A 15,649-nucleotide genomic window follows, 5' to 3' on the forward strand; every position below is an offset into this window, starting at 1 on the left:
AATCGGGTCGTCACACGGCGACATGCACGCGTTGCGCTCTACCGTGTGCACCGTTCGAGGCTCGCTTCGCTCGCACCTCCAGGAGCGGTCCTCGCGAGCCAGCCGGGCGGTCACACCGCCGCGAGCACCACCGCGACGCCCGCGCCCGCGAGCAGCCACGGTCCGAACGGCACCGACTCCGCGCCGCGCACCTTCGCGACGACGCCCACGGCGCCGCCGAGCACGAACGCGCACGCGATGCCGCCGAGCGGCAGCCACCACTCGAGCGGCGCGGCCGCGAGCGCGAGCCCCGCGCCCAGCTTCAGATCGCCGGCACCCATCCCACCGAACCACCACATGAGCCCCAGCACGAGCACGACGCCCAGCGCCACGACGCCGCCGACCCACGCGCCGAGCACGGCGCCGACGACGGCGCACGCGAGCGCGACGCCCAGCAGCGGCACCGTGAGCGCGTTCGGCAGCCGCCGGTCCGCGAGGTCGATGCGGGCGAGCGCAGGCGCGACGAGCGCGGCGACGACGAGTGCGGTCGTCGCGGCGCCCGCCGCGCCCATCCAGCCCGCCTGCACCGACAGCAGCGCGGCTCCAGCCGCGAGCACGATGCCGAGCGCTCCGTCGATCGCGCGGAGCCGCAGGGGAACGGCTGGGGCGCGGAGGTCGGCGAGCATGCGGGCACGCTAGCCCCGCTCGCTCGATCGCGTCGGCGACCGTCCACAGGTCAGCGCGTCGACGCGCCCGCGTCGCTCGCGTCGGCCTCCGCGGCACGGTCGAGCGCATCGCGCTCCCCCACGACGTCCGTGTAGGTCAGCGCACCCGCTCGGTCGATGCGACCCTGCGCACGCACGGCGAGCGGGATGAAGATCGCCGTGATCGCAGGGCCGATCCACATCGCCGCCGTGTGGACGACGCCGACCCACGGCATGTCGAGCACGGGCGGCAGCCAGATGGCGAGCGGCAGCAGCGCCGCTGCGCCGATCCACCCCGTGACGCCCGGGGCGTGCGCGCGCTGGATGCGCCACGTCTCGCGTACGTGCACGGCACCTGGCCAGCGCCGCTCGTCGCGCTGGTGGTTGATGCAGAGGTACGCCGTCATGGCGACGACGAGCGCCATCCAGATGGCGATCGCGGCCGAGATGCCGTGCTGCACGGGGATGAGCATCGTGCGACCGCCGGTGAGCACGTCGGAGCGCACGGCGATGAGCACGAGCACGAGCAGCTGCACGAGCGCCACGGCGGCGATCGAGAGGACCAGGGACCGCTGCTCGCGACGCACGCGGCGCATCACCTCGTCGCGCGTCTCGCCGGTCGTCGACCTCGTCGTCCGCTCCATGCGTCGACGATCCTCCATCGACCTGGATGCACCGTGCACGCACGAAGGCCCGCATCCAGCGGATGCGGGCCCTTCGGCGTGAGATCGGCGGCGGCGGATGGCCGGGGTGCGCGACCTAGTGGTCGAGCAGGCTCGTGACGAGGGCGGCGATGCGGCTGCGCTCGCTGCGCTGCAGCGTGACGTGGCCGAACAGCGCGTTGCCCTTGAGGGTCTCGATGACGCTCGCGACGCCGTCGTGACGGCCGACGCGCAGGTTGTCGCGCTGCGCGACGTCGTGCGTGAGCACGACGCGCGAGTTCTGGCCGATGCGGCTCAGCACCGTCAGCAGCACGTTGCGCTCGAGCGACTGCGCCTCGTCGACGATCACGAACGCGTCGTGCAGCGAGCGGCCGCGGATGTGCGTGAGCGGCAGGATCTCGAGCAGTCCGCGGTCGGCGACCTCGTCGAGCACGTTGTCGGAGACGAGCGCGCCGAGCGTGTCGTAGATCGCCTGGCCCCAGGGGTTCATCTTCTCGTCCTTGTCGCCCGGCAGGTAGCCGAGCTCCTGGCCGCCGACGGCGTAGAGCGGCCGGAAGACGATGACCTTCTTGTGCAGGCGCCGCTCGAGCACGGCCTCGAGGCCGGCCGCGAGGGCGAGCGCCGACTTGCCGGTGCCCGCCGTGCCGCCGAGGGAGACGATGCCCACCTCGTCGTCGAGCAGCAGGTCGATCGCGAGGCGCTGCTCGGCCGAGCGGCCGTGCACGCCGAAGACGTCGCGGTCGCCGCGCACGAGGGTCATGACGCCCGGTGCCGTGACGCGGCCGAGGGCCGAGCCGCGCTCCGACGTGATGACGAGGCCCGTGTTGAGCGGCAGGCCGTCGACGAGCTGCGTCGAGAGACGCTCGGCCTCGTACAGCGTGGCCATCTCGTCGCCCGACAGCGCGACCTCGGCCGTGCCCGTCCATCCGGACTCCACGGCCTGCTCGGCGAGGTACTCCTCGGCGGCGAGGCCGATCGATGCCGCCTTGACGCGCATCGGCATGTCCTTCGAGACGACGCACACGTCGAGGCCGTCGTTCGCGAGGTTGCATGCGACGGCGAGGATGCGGGAGTCGTTGTCGCCCAGCTGCAGGCCCGAGGGCAGCACCGTCTGGTTCGAGTGGTTGAGCTCGACGCGCAGCGAGCCTCCGCCGTCGGTCGGGACCGGGAAGTCGAGCCGCTCGTGCGCGACGCGCAGGTCGTCGAGGTTGCGAAGCGCCTTGCGGGCGAGGTAGCCGATCTCGGGATCGTGACGCTTCTTCTCGAGCTCTGCGATGACGACGACCGGGATGACGACCGAATGCTCCGCGAAGCGGTGGATGGCGCCGGGATCGGACAGCAGCACGGACGTGTCGAGCACGTAGGTGCGCTGCGCGGTCTGCAGCTGGTCGTCGATCTCGGGGGCGTGGATGGCCTCGGGCACGTGGGCTCCTCACCGACTCGGTCGGGACTTCAGGCGGCCGCCTCCCTTCACGGCGTCGCGGCCGCGGTGGGTCGTCGGGCAGCTGCCCGACTGAGGCTGACGCTACGCCCGCCCTCCGACACGGCTCGCAGCGACACGCCAGACGTTCGGCGCGTTCACGGACTCGTAACACGAGGGATGGAGGGAACGAGGGATGGGGGTTCCACGAGCTGGTCGAGGAGGCCCCGAGCGCAGCGAGGAGCCGTCACGAGACCTCGTGACGTGCGCGCTCGACGCGACCACGCGCATGGCTGGGCGGGAGCGGCGCTCGCGTGGTCTCGTGACGCGTGCTCGCTGCGCTCGCGCGCTCCTCGACCAGCTGGTGGGTGGCTCCCTCCCCTTCCTCGACCGCCTCCCCAACCGCTCCTTGAGGTGCGAGCGGAGCGAGCCTCGAAAGGGGCACCGCGCCCTCCCTACCCGACCCGATCGATGTCAGTGGTTGCTGGCAGAGTCAGGACATGGCGCAGGAGATCGAGGCAACCGGGCACGGTCCCGACGCTGCCGCGCTCGACGCCATCCAAGCCAACGCGCTCTCGCAGCTCGCCGCCGTCGACGCCGGGATGCAGGCCTTCGAGGCGCACCGGTTCCGCCTGCTCGCGTCGCTCGGTCACCTCGCGATCGAGCGTTCCGGTGGCCGGTCGAGCGAGCGGATCGCGATGGAGATGCGCGCCGTCGCCGCCGAGATCGGGCTCCAGTCCCGCGTCGCCGACGTCACGGTCGAACGGCAGATCGGCGACGCCATGACCCTCGTCGAGACCTGGCCGGTCGTGCTCGACGCGTTCGCTGACGGCCGCATCGGGCGCGGTCACGTGCGGGCGATCACCGAGGCCGGCGGCGTGCTGTCGCGCACCGACGTCACGCCCGAGCAGCGCGCCGAGTTCGAGACCGCGATGGTCGCGCTCGCCGAGACCACCACGCCAGCGCGTGTGAAGAAGGTCGCCCGCCGCGAGGCCGACAAGCACCTCACCGAGCCGCTCGTCGAGCGCCACAAGGCAGCCCGCGAGGATCGGCGGGTGACGTGCGACGACCTCGACGACGGCATGTCGTGGATCGGCGCGCTCGTCCCGTCGGTGCTCGCGCACGGCATCCAGGCACGCCTCCGTGCCGGCGCGAAGGCGAAGTCGAAGGACGACCCGCGGTCGATGCAGCAGTGGCAGGCGGATGCGTTCTGCGAGCTGCTGCTGACCGGCGCCGGTCAGCCGACCATCGAGCGCACGCCGGGTGGCGCGGAGATCGAGCACGCCGGCCTGCTGTCGGGCATCACGCCGATCGTGCAGGTCACGATGCCTGTCACGACGCTCACCGGCACGAGCGCCGCACCCGGTGCCCTCGACGGCGCCCAGCCTGTCGACGCGGAGACCGCCCGCATCCTCGCCGGCGTCGCCGCCACCTGGCAGCGCCTCCTCACCGACCCGATCCGAGGCACGGTCGTCGAGGTCGACACGTACTCACCGACCGAAGCCCAGCGACGGCTGCTGCGCGCCCGAGACCAGCACTGCCGCTTCCCCGGCTGCGGCGCCAAGGCGCGCGACGACGACGCCGACCACACCATCGCGTGGGAGGACGGCGGCACCACCTCGCTGGGCAACCTCGCCCACCTCTGCCGCCGACACCACACCCTCAAGCACGCGACCGCCTGGACGGTCAGCCAACCGACACCCGGTGTCCTCCACTGGCGATCACCACTCGGCGCCGACTCCGTCGACCAACCACCACCCGTCGGACCGCGATTCGTCGAGGTGCTCGAACGGCACGAGACCGACGCCGACCCACCCGACGCTGCGCTGCCGTTCTGACGCGCCCTGGGCGTCAGCGGCCGAAGCGACGCGAGCGCTGCCCGTAGTCGCGCACGGCGCGCAGGAAGTCGACCTCGCGCATGTCGGGACCGAGCGCCTCCATGAAGTACAGCTCGCTGCGCGCCGACTGCCACAGCATGAAGTCGCTGAGGCGCTGCTCGCCCGACGTGCGGATCACGAGGTCGGGATCGGGCTGACCCGTCGTGTAGAGGTGCTCGCCGATGAGCTCGGGGCTCAGCAGCTCCGCGAGCTCGTGCGTCGTGCCATCGTGGCTCTCGAGGATGCGGCGGATGGCCTCGACGACCTCGTGCCTGCCGCCGTAGCCGACGGCGAGGTTCACCTGCATGCCCGGCGCCTCCCTCGACCGCTCGACGGCGGCGCCGACGGAGGCGGCGAGGTCGGCGGGCAGCGCCGACGCCGAGCCGACGTGGCGGATGCGCCAGCCAGTGCCGGTCGAGAGCGCGTCGGCGAGGTCGGCGATGATCGCGCACAGCTCGACGAGTTCGTCGGCGTCGCGGCTGGCGAGGTTGTCGTGCGACAGCAGGTAGAGCGTCACGACCTCGACGCCGAGCTCGTCGCACCACTCGAGGAACTCGTGCATCTTCGCGGCGCCCGCACGGTGGCCGTGGCTCACGCTGTCGAGCGCGTTGAGCCGAGCCCAGCGACGGTTGCCGTCGATGATCATCGCGATGTGCGTCGGCACGGGGGCGCCGGCGAGCTCACGACGCAGGCGACGCTCGTACGCGCGGTACAGGATGCCCGTCCCGCCTCGTCTCGTCGCCACCTCCCCAATGTATGCCCCATGGATGCCGCATCCATCATGGACGCGGCATTGCGTACGTCGTACACTGAAGGCATGCAGATCGATTCGCCCCACCGCGACCACGCGGCCCCCGCGTCCAGCGATGCCGGGGCCGAGTCGCTGCCGCACCTCCCCCTCATCGAGGCCGCAGGCGACGCCGTCGCCGCATCTGCGCGCGAGGAGAAGCCGTCGTGGCGCGGCTGGATCCACCTCGTCACCGCACCCCTGGCGCTCGCCGCCGGCATCGTGCTCATCGCGCTCGCCGACACGACGGGCGGCAAGGTCGCGTCGGCGATCTTCATGACGACGAGCCTGCTGCTCTTCGGCGTCTCCGCGACGTACCACCGCTTCCACTGGAGCGACCGGGTGCGCATGACGCTCAAGCGCCTCGACCACTCGAACATCTTCCTGCTCATCGCGGGCACGTACACGCCGCTCGCGGTGCTCACGCTCTCGACCGAGCAGGCGACGATCCTGCTCTCGATCGTCTGGGGCGGCGCCGCGCTCGGCATCGCCTTCCGGGTGCTGTGGGTCACGGCGCCGCGCTGGCTCTACGTGCCGCTGTACGTCGCGCTCGGCTGGGCCGCCGTCGCCTACCTGCCCGCCATCTACGGCGTGAGCCCCGCCACCGCGATCCTCATCGCCGTCGGCGGCCTCGCCTACACCGTCGGCGCCGTCTTCTACGGGCTCAAGCGCCCCAACCCCGTGCCCGGCCACTTCGGCTTCCACGAGCTTTTCCACGCGTGCACCGTCGTGGCCTTCCTGTGCCACTGGACGGCGATCCTGCTCGTCGCGATCTGACCCGCGAGGGGTGACGCGCAGCACGCGCGCACCCCGCATCCGGCACCCTCCCGAGCGCGCGGACGTACGATGCATCCGTCCGTCTCGGATGGGAGTCCCATGACCACGCCTCGTCGGGTGCGCGCCATCGTCGTCGCGAGCGCCGCCGTGCTCGCCCTCAGCGGCTGCATCATCCTGCCGCCGCCCATCGTGCAGCCGCAGCCGCTGCCGCAGCCGACGACGCAGCAGCCGCAGCCGCAGCCCACGCAGACGGCCGAGCCGACCGAGACCGTCGACCCCAGCCAGTTCGTGCAGCCCGACGAGCCCATCGCCGACAGCGATCCCACGCCCGAGGACGTCGGCGCCTACTACGCGGGCGAGAGCCCCATCACGAGCGCCGGCTACTCCCCCGACGCCGCGACCGACGTCATCCTGCAGCCCACGCGCGGCACGCCACTCGTGCAGTCGCAGGCGGGCCTGCCCGACACGATCGACGGCGACGAGTACCTGCCCGACGTCGCCCCTTCGCTCACGGGCGACCTCATGCAGTCGACCGTCGGCCGCCTCGACATGACCGACGACGAGGGCGGCCAGTACACGTGCTCGGGCACCGTCATCAACGGCGAGACGCAGGACATCGTCATCACGGCCGCGCACTGCGTCTTCAGCGACGACACCCGCAGCGAGATGGCCTCCATCACCTTCACGCCCGCGTACGACGACGGCGCGGCGCCCTTCGGCGTCTGGCAGGCCGAGGACTGGTGGTACCCGCAGCAGTACATCACCGCGAACGACCGGTGGCTCGACGGCCAGGACGACAACGGCTGGATGGGCTTCGACTTCGCGTTCATGCGCATGGCGCCCAACGAGCAGGGCCAGGAGATCGAGGACGTCGTCGGCGGCCAGGGCGTGAGCTTCCAGGCCGAGACGAACGGCATCGTCTTCGCCGGCTACCCCGGCGACCCCGCCCCGTTCGACGCCGAGGTGCAGCGCTACTGCTCCGACTCGACGATCACGTACGGCGTCGGCGGCGACCCGAACCTCGGCGTCGACTGCATCATGGGCTCGGGAGCGTCGGGCAGCGGATGGGTGTCGAACGTCGACCCCGCGACGGGCGCAGGCCTCATCGTCGCCGTCTACTCGAACGGGGCGGGCTCCGACGGGTACGGCCCGCCGCTCGGCGTCACGGCCTACAACGGGCTCGTGCAGCTGCAGTCGGGCGGCTGAGCCCGGCCGCACCGCGCTCGCGTCGGCGCCGTCAGGCCATGACGCGGCGCGTGAACGCGCCGAGTCGCTCGAGCATCGCCTCGCCGCGCTCCTGGATGCGCGACTGGCTCGCCATGTACGGCGGCACGATGCGGATCGAGTGCGAGCACGACAGCGACTCGCAGATGTACGTGCCGAGGGAGTCGCCCGCACGCCCCTTCTCGCCGGCGCGCGGCGCCGTGAAGAGCCGCACCTGCGTCGCGGGCTGCGTCGAGTGGCACAGCGTGCACATCGCCGCGATGCCCGGGCGCAGCGTGGCGGTCGACGAGCGCACGACGATGCCCACGGGCTCGCCGCCGAGCCACTGCACGATGTAGCCGAGGTGGGCCGAGTGCGGGCTGCGCCAGCCCAGGTACTCGCGCTCCTCCCAGATCGTCTCGTGCAGGCCCGGCATCGACAGATGCGCGAGCTGCTGCTCGGTCGCGTTCACGAACGACGACCGGATCTGCTCCTCCGTCAGAGGCCGCACGTCAGCGCTTCTTGCCCTGCGTCCGTCGCTGCTGCCGGTTGCCGCTCGGCGGCGTCGGCGTGCCACCCTCGGCAGGCTCGGACTGGCCGAACGCGCCCTTCTGCGCAGGCTGCGGACGCACGGGCTGCGCCTTCGGCGCCTGACGGCGCTGCTGTCGCGACTGGCCCTGCGCCTGCGCTGCCGCAGCGGTCGCGGGGTTGCCGGACTTCTGCTTCGCCAGGTTCGTCGCGCCCTGCAGCGTGCGGCCCTTCTGGTCGGAGACGGCGACCTCGCCGTCCTCGTCGGGTGCCGAGTACGTGAGCTTCGACTGGTCGTCCTCGGCCTCGTCGAGCCCGCCGCCCTCGACGGCCGTCGGCGTGCCGGCGTTGCCCTGCTGCACCTTGACGTCGAGGTTGAACAGGAAGCCGACCGACTCCTCGCGGATCGCCGCCATCATCTGCTGGTAGAGCGTGAAGCCCTCGTTCTGGTACTCGATGACCGGGTCGCGCTGCGCCATCGAGCGCAGGCCGATGCCCTCGCGCAGGTAGTCCATCTCGTACAGGTGGTCGCGCCACTTGCGGTCGATGACGCTCAGCACGACGCGGCGCTCGAGCATGCGCATGGCAGCCTCGGTGAGCGCATCCTCGCGGCGGCCGTAGGCCAGGCGCGCATCCGACAGCAGCTCGTCGGCGATGAACGACGACGTGAGGCGCGGGCCGGCCTCGGCCACGACCTCGTCGATCGTGATGCCCACCGGGTACATCGTGCGCACCTCGGTCCAGAGCGCCTCGAGGTCCCAGTCGTCGGCGTGGCCGGCGGCGGTGTGCTCGTCGACGAGCTCCTTGATCGCCGTCTGCAGGAAGCCCTGCACGCGGTCCTGCAGGTCGTCGCCGTCGAGGATGTGCCTGCGGTCGGCGTAGATCGACTCGCGCTGGCGGTTCATGACGTCGTCGTACTTGAGGACGTTCTTGCGCATCTCGGCGTTGCGCGCCTCGATCTGGCCCTGCGCCGAGCGGATCGCGCGCGAGAACACCTTCGACTCGAGGGGCACGTCGTCGTCCTCGTCGGCGCCGATCGACAGGAAGCGCTGCGCGACGGGCCCGCCGAACAGGCGCATGAGGTCGTCCTGCATCGACAGGTAGAAGCGGCTCTCGCCCGGGTCGCCCTGACGGCCGGAGCGGCCGCGCAGCTGGTTGTCGATGCGGCGCGACTCGTGGCGCTCGGTGCCGAGCACGTAGAGGCCACCGACCTCGAGCACCTTCTCGGCCTCGTCGGCGACCTCGGCCTTGACCTGCTCGAAGACCTCGTCCCAGACGGCCTCGTACTCGTCAGGCGTCTCGACGGGGCTCAGCCCGCGCTCCTCCATCGCCTGCACGGCGAGGTGCTCGGCGTTGCCGCCGAGCATGATGTCGGTGCCTCGACCGGCCATGTTCGTGGCGACCGTCACGGCGCCGACGCGGCCGGCCTGCGCCACGATCGCAGCCTCGCGCGCGTGGTTCTTGGCATTGAGCACCTCGTGCTTCACACCGCGCTTCTTCAGCTGCGTCGAGAGGTACTCGCTCTTCTCGACGCTCGTCGTGCCGACGAGCACCGGCTGGCCGGCCTCGTGGCGCTCGACGATGTCGTCGACGACGTGGCGGAACTTGCCCTCGACCGTCGCGTACACGAGGTCGGCGTTGTCCTTGCGCGACATCGGCTTGTTCGTCGGGATGGGCACGACGCCGAGCTTGTAGGTCGACATGAACTCGGCGGCCTCGGTCTCGGCCGTGCCGGTCATGCCCGAGAGCTTGTCGTAGAGGCGGAAGTAGTTCTGCAGGGTGACCGTCGCGACCGTCTGGTTCTCGGCCTTGATCTGCACCCCCTCCTTCGCCTCGATCGCCTGGTGGATGCCCTCGTTGAAGCGGCGGCCCTGCATGATGCGGCCCGTGTGCTCGTCGACGATGAGCACCTCGCCGTTCAGCACGACGTAGTCGGTGTCCTTCTTGAACAGCGCCTTCGCCTTGAGGGCCGTGTTGAGGAACGAGATGAGCGGCGTGTTCGCCGACTCGTAGAGGCTGTCGATGCCGAGCGTGTCCTCGACGCGCTCGATGCCGGGCTCGAGCACGCCGACGGTGCGCTTCTTCTCGTCGACCTCGTAGTCGACCTCGGGCTTGAGGCGCTTGACGATGCGGGCGAACTCGCCGAACCACTTGTTGGCCTCGCCGGCGGCGGGGCCGGAGATGATGAGCGGCGTGCGCGCCTCGTCGATGAGGATCGAGTCGACCTCGTCGACGATGACGAAGGCGTGGCCGCGCTGCACCATCGCCTCCTTCTGGTGCGCCATGTTGTCGCGCAGGTAGTCGAAGCCGAACTCGTTGTTCGTGCCGTACGTGACGTCGGCGGCGTACTGCTCGCGGCGCACGTCGGGCGTCTGGCCCGCGACGATGCAGCCGGTCGTCATGCCGAGCGCGCGCAGCACGCGGCCCATGAGCTCGGCCTGGTAGCTCGCGAGGTAGTCGTTGACCGTGACGACGTGCACGCCCGTGCCGGGAATGGCGTTGAGGTAGGCGGCGACGACGGCGACGAGGGTCTTGCCCTCACCGGTCTTCATCTCGGCGATGTTGCCGAGGTGCAGGGCTGCCGCGCCCATGATCTGTACGGGGTAGGGACGCATGCCGAGCGTGCGGCTCGCAGCCTCGCGCACGGCCGCGAAGGCCTCCGGCAGCATCGAGTCGAGGGACTCGCCGAGCGCGAAGCGCTCACGGAACTCGGTGGTCTCCTCCGCGAGCTCCTCGTCGGTGAGGTCCGCGAATCCCGACTCGAGGGCATCGACGTCCTTCGCGAGCCGCTCGAGGCGTCGCAGGATCCTTCCCTCGCCTGCGCGCAGGACTCGCTCGAAGACGTTCGCCACGGATGTCTCTCCCGTTCGGTGGATGTAACGGTTCGATAACCGAGGGTCCATGCTACCCCGCTCGGTCTGGACGCACGGGCGCCGGCGTCCGCCCTGGGCGGAACGCCGGCGCCGGTGCGCGATCGGCCTCAGTCGAGGTCGGTCGTCTCGCCCTCGAGCGTGATGACGCCGTACGACCAGCCCTTGCGGCGGTAGACCACCGCGCACTGGTCGGTCTCCGCGTCGACGAAGAGGTAGAACGGGTGGCCGACGAGCTCCATCTGGTCGACGGCCTGCCGCGTCGTCATGCGCTTCGACGGGAACTGCTTGCGGCGGATGACGACGGGCGACCACTCCTGCTCGTCGTCGACGATCGGCACCTCGCCGGTCGCGACTGCCTCGAGCACGGACACGGAGGCGGGCGTGACGTCGAGCCCTCCCGTGCCGACGGCGACGTCGCGCAGCGACGCGCGTCGCACGCTGCGGTCGGTGCGCTTGTCGTGGATGCGGCGCGCCCGCTCCATGAGCTTGTGGAACGCCGCGTCGAACGCGATGTACTTGTCGGGACCTTCGGCCTCGGAGCGGATCACGCTGCCGGGCACGAGCACGGTGATCTCGACGCGGCCACCAGCGGTGGCGTTCGGATCGGCATGCCGCGACACGCGCATCGCGATCGAGGTGGCACGGGGCAGCAGCAGACCGATCTTCTCGAGCTTCTCCTCGGCGTACGCCTCGAAGCGATCGGTGATGCGAGCCCCTCGGGCGGTGATCTCGACGTCCACGGTGACCTCCAACCTGATTGGGCGATCCGCCCCGGGTCGGTGGCGGATGCGCCTTGGGTGCCGGTCAGCCTATCTGCACGCACCCGGCTCGTGTCGAGCCGGCATCCATGCATCAGCCATGACGCGGCACGCGTGCGACGACGACGGCAGCGACGACGTGCGCCCCGGCCGCGCGGGCGCCGGCGACGGCCTCGCGCAGCGTCGCACCCGTCGTCGCGACGTCGTCGATCACCACGACGCGCGCACCGTCGATCCTCGGCGCGTCGCGCGTCCTGACGCGGAGCGCGGCCCTGTGCAGGCGCGCCTCGCGGCCCTGCCGCTTCTGCTGCCCGTCGGCGACCTGCGCGAGCTCGATCCAGCGCATCCCGGCCCGGCACGCGAGCACGCGCACGGGCACGAATCCGCGCCGCCGCGTGCCCTCGCGGCTCGCAGGCACGAGCACCGCGAGCGGCGTGTCGGGCTCGGCGGACGCGACCTCGTCGACGAGGCGGCGCAGCGTCGCCGCGAGCAGCCGCGTCGCCGAGCCCCGCCCCTCCTCCTTCGCCGCGAGCACCACGGCGCGCGCGGCGCCGTCGTACGTCGCCGCCCACGCCACCTGCACGCCGCCGCGGTGCTCGACGTGCGTCGCCCCGAACGCGGCCGCGCACGCGCCGCAGACGCCGTGGTCGGGGGCACCGCAGCCCGCGCACTCGCGCGGCCACAGCACGCCGAGGGCCTCGCGGATCGCCTGGTGCATGCCCGCCAGCGTGCCCGCATCCGTCGTCGCCGCCGCGTCGTCTGCGGATGGATGGCGTGCGCCGCGATCTGGGGAGCCCGCGCGCGCCGCGTGACGCGGGCCGCGTCAGATCTGCGTCGCCACCAGCTGCACGTCGGCGACGTCGCTCGACGCCTGCCACTGCCCCGCACGCAGCACGAGCAGCTCCCCCACCGCCGACCGCGCGCGCAGCACCGCCGAGGCGCCGATGCCGCCCGACAGCTGCGTGATCGCGTCCTGCGGCGTCGCCAGCTGCTGCGTCGCGCCGCCGACCGTGAGCAGCACGAGCTGCTGCCCGCCGTCCTGCGTCGACGTGAGCACCGCGACCGCCGTGCCCGTCGCCCACGCGACGTCGACCGCCGAGCCCGTGACCTGCGGCATGCGCTGCGGCGGCGCGACGCTCACCGGCACGCCGTCCTCGCGCACGATGCCCGCGACCCATGCGGCCGTGCCGCCCGACAGCTCGGTGACGATCGCGATGCGGGCGCCGTCGCGCGACACCTCGACGTCGCGGATCGTGCCCTGCAGGTCGGGCAGGCCCAGCACGATCTCGCGCTGGCCGTCGCTCACGACGATCGCCTGCGTGGCCGCATCCGGCACCCACCACGCCCAGCCGGCGCGGTCGAGCGATGGCGCGACCGTGACGCCCGTGTCGAGCACGACGGGGGCGGCGCCCGGCGACAGCCGCAGCACCTGCCCCGACGCGAGCGCCACCGCGAGGCCGTCGTCGTCGCGCACCGTCACCGACGTCGCCTCGGCCGCCGCGAGGTCGATGCCGAGGTCGGCGTCGAGCGCCGCGCCCTGACCCACGTACGCCAGCTCTCCGCCCGCGAGCACGATGGGTCGCGCGTCGACGGCGGGCATCGAGGCCTGCGGGGCGTCGCGCGACGTCGCCGAGTAGCCGTCGATGCCGTCGACGCCCACGATGACCTCGGTGATGCCCAGGCGCACCATCGACTGCTGCAGCTGCAGCGCGAGCATGCTCAGCTCGTCGCTCGACGACTCCTGCACCTGCTCGAACGACACCGTCACCTCGGCGACCTCGTCGTCGATCACGACGTCGCCCACGCGCACCGCGTCGGCATCCGCCGCCGTGAACACCGCGGGCGCGAGCCACGCGACAGGCCCCGCGAGCGCCGCGTCGACGATCGCCGCCGGCAGGTCGTCGCTCGAGCGCGGGAACCAGCGCACGTCGGGCACGAACGTCGCACGGTCGTCGGCGAACCACGCGAGCGACTGCGCGTCGAAGAGTCGCTCGAAGCTGTAGCGCGACAGCACGAGGCCGTCGGGCGCGTCGGCGATGCGCCACTCCCCGCGCTCCTCGATGAGCACGAACGTGCGCCGCGCGGAGTCGTCGGCGAGCGTCGTGAACGTGCCGTGCTCGTCGACCGAGCCGACGACGTCGAGCGTCGCCTCGACCGTCGCCGCGTCGGTCGACGTGAGCTCGGGCTGGCCGGAGCGCAGCGCGACGCTCGCGAGCGGATCCCAGTCCACGCCGTCGGCGAGGTAGTCGCGCGCGATCGAGAAGTCGTCGGCGGGGCTGAGCGCCGCCTGCAGGAAGCCCTGCACGATCTCCTCCTGCGACGCCCCGGGCGTCGGCCCCTCGGCGATGAACTCGACGTCGCCGAGGCCCGTGCCCTCCTGCACCTCGCCCGCCGACACGGGCCCCGAGTCGGGCAGGCCCACGCATCCGACGAGCGCGAGCGTCGCCGCGCACGCGACGAGCGCCTTCCGCATCCTCACGACCGACCCTCCACGATCTCGATGGCGCCCGTGTCCTCCGGCGGCAGCGCGATGGGCGACGCCGCGTCGAGCGCGCCGCCGCGCGGGATCGTGAGGCGGAACGCCGTGCCCTCGCCGACGCGCGACCACACGTCGAGCACGCCGCCGTGCAGCACGGCGTCCTCCTGGCTGATCGCGAGGCCGAGGCCCGTGCCGCCCGTGCGCCGCTGGCGCGACGGGTCGGCGCGCCAGAACCGGTCGAAGACGCGGCCGGCCTCCTCGGCCGTCATGCCGACGCCGTGGTCGCGCACCGCGATCGCCACGGCGTCGTGGTTCGAGTCGACCGTCACGGTGATCGGGCGCCCCTCGCCGTGGTCGATGGCGTTGCCGAGCAGGTTCTGCAGGATGCGGCGCATGCGGCGCGGGTCGACCTCTGCGTCGAAGTGGCCGCCGGGCGCGACGAGCCGCACGGCCGAGCCGCGCTCCTCGGCGAGCAGGCGCACCGACTCGATCTCCGACTCCGCGAGCCGCACGACGTTCGTCGGCTCGATCTCGAGCGTCGCGGCGCCCGCGTCGAAGCGCGACATCTCGAGCAGGTCCGAGAGCATGACCTCGAAGCGGTCGATCTGCGTGTGCAGCAGCTCGGCCGTGCGCGCCGCGACGGGGTCGAGGCTGTCGCGGCGGTCGTACAGCACGTCGCCCGCGAGGCGGATGGTCGTGAGCGGCGTGCGCAGCTCGTGGCTCACGTCGGACACGAACCGCTGCTGCAGGGTCGACAGCGCCCCGAGCCGCGTGATCTGCGACGACATCGAGTCGGCCATGTGGTTGAACGATCTGCCGAGGCGCGCGAGCACGTCGTCGCCGCGCACCGCCATGCGCTCGTCGAGCCTGCCGCTCGCGAGCTTCGCGCTCGTCGCCGCCGCCTGCTCCACCGGCGCCACGACCATGCGCACGACGACGAGCGTCACGAGCGCCACGAGCGCCAGCAGCGCGACGCCGCCGATGACCATGGTCGTCTGCATGCGCTGCAGCGTCTCCTGCGCCTCCTCGAGGCTGTGCACGATGTAGAACTCGTACTGGCCGGCGCTCGGCACCTCGAGCAGCGTGCCCACGATGAGGCCCGGCGCCGTGCCGTCGGGCGTCGTGAGCCGCACCGACTGGTAGTACGGCTCGCCGTCGGAGGCGGCGACGCGCTCCTGCAGCTCGGCCGTGAGCAGCGAGTCGTCGAAGCCGCGCACGCGCGTGTCGCCCAGGTCGACCGCCGACTGCGCCTGGTCGGTCGTGCGCAGCATGGCGTAGGCCGCGAGCGCCGGGTTCGAGATGAAGCCGGCAGCCGACTGCAGGGCGCTCTCCTGCAGCTGCGCGAGCTCGGCCGTCGTCGACGAGCCCGCCGCATCCGTGAACACCTGCTGCGCCGCCTCCGTCGCGCGCACCGACTCGAGCAGAGCCTCGTCGCGTCGCTGCTCGAAGATGCTCGCGCCGATCGAGATGGACATGTAGCCGCCGACGACCGCCATCGCGAGCAACGACAGCAGCACGCTCGTCGCGACGATGCGCAGCTGCAGCGACTGCCGCCACGAGGCGGCGATGCGCTGCGGCAGCGAGCGCCCCACCGCCTGCATG

General features: G+C 72.1%; 13 protein-coding genes. 3 read left to right on the forward strand and 10 right to left on the reverse strand.

Annotated features, from left to right (window positions below; all coding sequences use genetic code 11):
• Positions 1-110 precede the first annotated feature (110 nt).
• The 3 genes from BLQ67_RS03360 to BLQ67_RS03370 form a co-directional block, all read right to left on the reverse strand.
• Complete coding sequence (locus BLQ67_RS03360; protein WP_092502438.1) at positions 111-665, reverse strand: prepilin peptidase; 555 nt, start codon at positions 663-665, stop codon at positions 111-113.
• A 50-nt stretch (positions 666-715) separates the two neighbouring features.
• Positions 716-1,327 (reverse strand): hypothetical protein, encoded by a 612-nt coding sequence (locus BLQ67_RS03365; protein ID WP_092502440.1) that lies wholly within the window; start codon positions 1,325-1,327, stop codon positions 716-718.
• Positions 1,328-1,442: 115 nt separating this feature from the next.
• Entirely contained in the window at positions 1,443-2,768 is a 1,326-nt protein-coding gene (locus BLQ67_RS03370) for a PhoH family protein (protein ID WP_231945149.1), read from the reverse strand.
• A 497-nt stretch (positions 2,769-3,265) separates the two neighbouring features.
• On the opposite strand from BLQ67_RS03370, the gene BLQ67_RS03375 reads away from it, so the two are divergent.
• The gene (locus BLQ67_RS03375) at positions 3,266-4,603 is read left to right on the forward strand and encodes an HNH endonuclease signature motif containing protein (RefSeq protein WP_092502442.1); all 1,338 of its coding nucleotides are present in this window, start codon (positions 3,266-3,268) and stop codon (positions 4,601-4,603) included.
• A 13-nt stretch (positions 4,604-4,616) separates the two neighbouring features.
• Here BLQ67_RS03375 and uppS read toward each other — a convergent pair whose 3' ends face one another.
• Entirely contained in the window at positions 4,617-5,387 is a 771-nt protein-coding gene (gene uppS / locus BLQ67_RS03380; protein ID WP_092502444.1) for a polyprenyl diphosphate synthase, read from the reverse strand.
• A gap of 72 nt (positions 5,388-5,459) precedes the next feature.
• Here uppS and trhA point away from each other — a divergent pair, with 72 nt between their 5' ends.
• Together trhA and BLQ67_RS03390 are read left to right on the forward strand one after the other, a co-directional pair.
• Positions 5,460-6,206 carry a PAQR family membrane homeostasis protein TrhA gene (gene trhA, locus BLQ67_RS03385; RefSeq protein ID WP_092502446.1) on the forward strand — a complete coding sequence of 249 codons (747 nt, stop codon included), beginning with the start codon at positions 5,460-5,462 and terminating at the stop codon, positions 6,204-6,206.
• Between the two features lie 99 nt (positions 6,207-6,305).
• Positions 6,306-7,412 (forward strand): trypsin-like serine peptidase, encoded by a 1,107-nt coding sequence (locus BLQ67_RS03390; protein ID WP_092502448.1) that lies wholly within the window; start codon positions 6,306-6,308, stop codon positions 7,410-7,412.
• Between the two features lie 31 nt (positions 7,413-7,443).
• On the opposite strand, the gene BLQ67_RS03395 is transcribed toward BLQ67_RS03390, so the two are convergent.
• The 6 genes from BLQ67_RS03395 to mtrB form a co-directional block, all read right to left on the reverse strand.
• Positions 7,444-7,920, reverse strand: coding sequence for an FBP domain-containing protein (locus BLQ67_RS03395; RefSeq protein ID WP_157674646.1), 477 nt, complete (start codon positions 7,918-7,920; stop codon positions 7,444-7,446).
• Between the two features lies 1 nt (position 7,921).
• A complete protein-coding gene (secA, locus tag BLQ67_RS03400) occupies positions 7,922-10,789 on the reverse strand; it encodes a preprotein translocase subunit SecA (protein WP_092502452.1) in 2,868 nt (955 codons plus the stop codon).
• Between the two features lie 128 nt (positions 10,790-10,917).
• Entirely contained in the window at positions 10,918-11,550 is a 633-nt protein-coding gene (hpf, locus tag BLQ67_RS03405; protein ID WP_092502454.1) for a ribosome hibernation-promoting factor, HPF/YfiA family, read from the reverse strand.
• Positions 11,551-11,662: 112 nt separating this feature from the next.
• Complete coding sequence (locus BLQ67_RS03410; RefSeq protein WP_092502456.1) at positions 11,663-12,286, reverse strand: ComF family protein; 624 nt, start codon at positions 12,284-12,286, stop codon at positions 11,663-11,665.
• 105 nt (positions 12,287-12,391) lie between these two features.
• Positions 12,392-14,041, reverse strand: a complete 1,650-nt coding sequence (locus BLQ67_RS03415) for an LpqB family beta-propeller domain-containing protein (protein ID WP_092502458.1) — start codon at positions 14,039-14,041, stop codon at positions 12,392-12,394.
• 2 nt (positions 14,042-14,043) lie between these two features.
• The gene (mtrB, locus tag BLQ67_RS03420; RefSeq protein WP_092502460.1) at positions 14,044-15,648 is read right to left on the reverse strand and encodes an MtrAB system histidine kinase MtrB; all 1,605 of its coding nucleotides are present in this window, start codon (positions 15,646-15,648) and stop codon (positions 14,044-14,046) included.
• Position 15,649 lies beyond the last annotated feature (1 nt).

Source organism: Agrococcus jejuensis (genome assembly GCF_900099705.1).
In the GTDB taxonomy this organism is placed as follows: Bacteria; Actinomycetota; Actinomycetes; order Actinomycetales; family Microbacteriaceae; genus Agrococcus; species Agrococcus jejuensis.

Bases quoted from the DNA above. Each gene is read 5' to 3' on its own strand.
- mtrB (WP_092502460.1), bottom strand. From the start codon at position 15,648: ATGCAGGCGGTGGGGCGCTCGCTGCCGCAGCGCATCGCCGCCTCGTGG.
- trhA (WP_092502446.1), top strand. From the start codon at position 5,460: ATGCAGATCGATTCGCCCCACCGCGACCACGCGGCCCCCGCGTCCAGC.
- BLQ67_RS03360 (WP_092502438.1), bottom strand. From the start codon at position 665: ATGCTCGCCGACCTCCGCGCCCCAGCCGTTCCCCTGCGGCTCCGCGCG.
- BLQ67_RS03415 (WP_092502458.1), bottom strand. From the start codon at position 14,041: ATGCGGAAGGCGCTCGTCGCGTGCGCGGCGACGCTCGCGCTCGTCGGA.
- BLQ67_RS03390 (WP_092502448.1), top strand. From the start codon at position 6,306: ATGACCACGCCTCGTCGGGTGCGCGCCATCGTCGTCGCGAGCGCCGCC.
- BLQ67_RS03375 (WP_092502442.1), top strand. From the start codon at position 3,266: ATGGCGCAGGAGATCGAGGCAACCGGGCACGGTCCCGACGCTGCCGCG.
- BLQ67_RS03410 (WP_092502456.1), bottom strand. From the start codon at position 12,286: ATGCACCAGGCGATCCGCGAGGCCCTCGGCGTGCTGTGGCCGCGCGAG.
- BLQ67_RS03365 (WP_092502440.1), bottom strand. From the start codon at position 1,327: ATGGAGCGGACGACGAGGTCGACGACCGGCGAGACGCGCGACGAGGTG.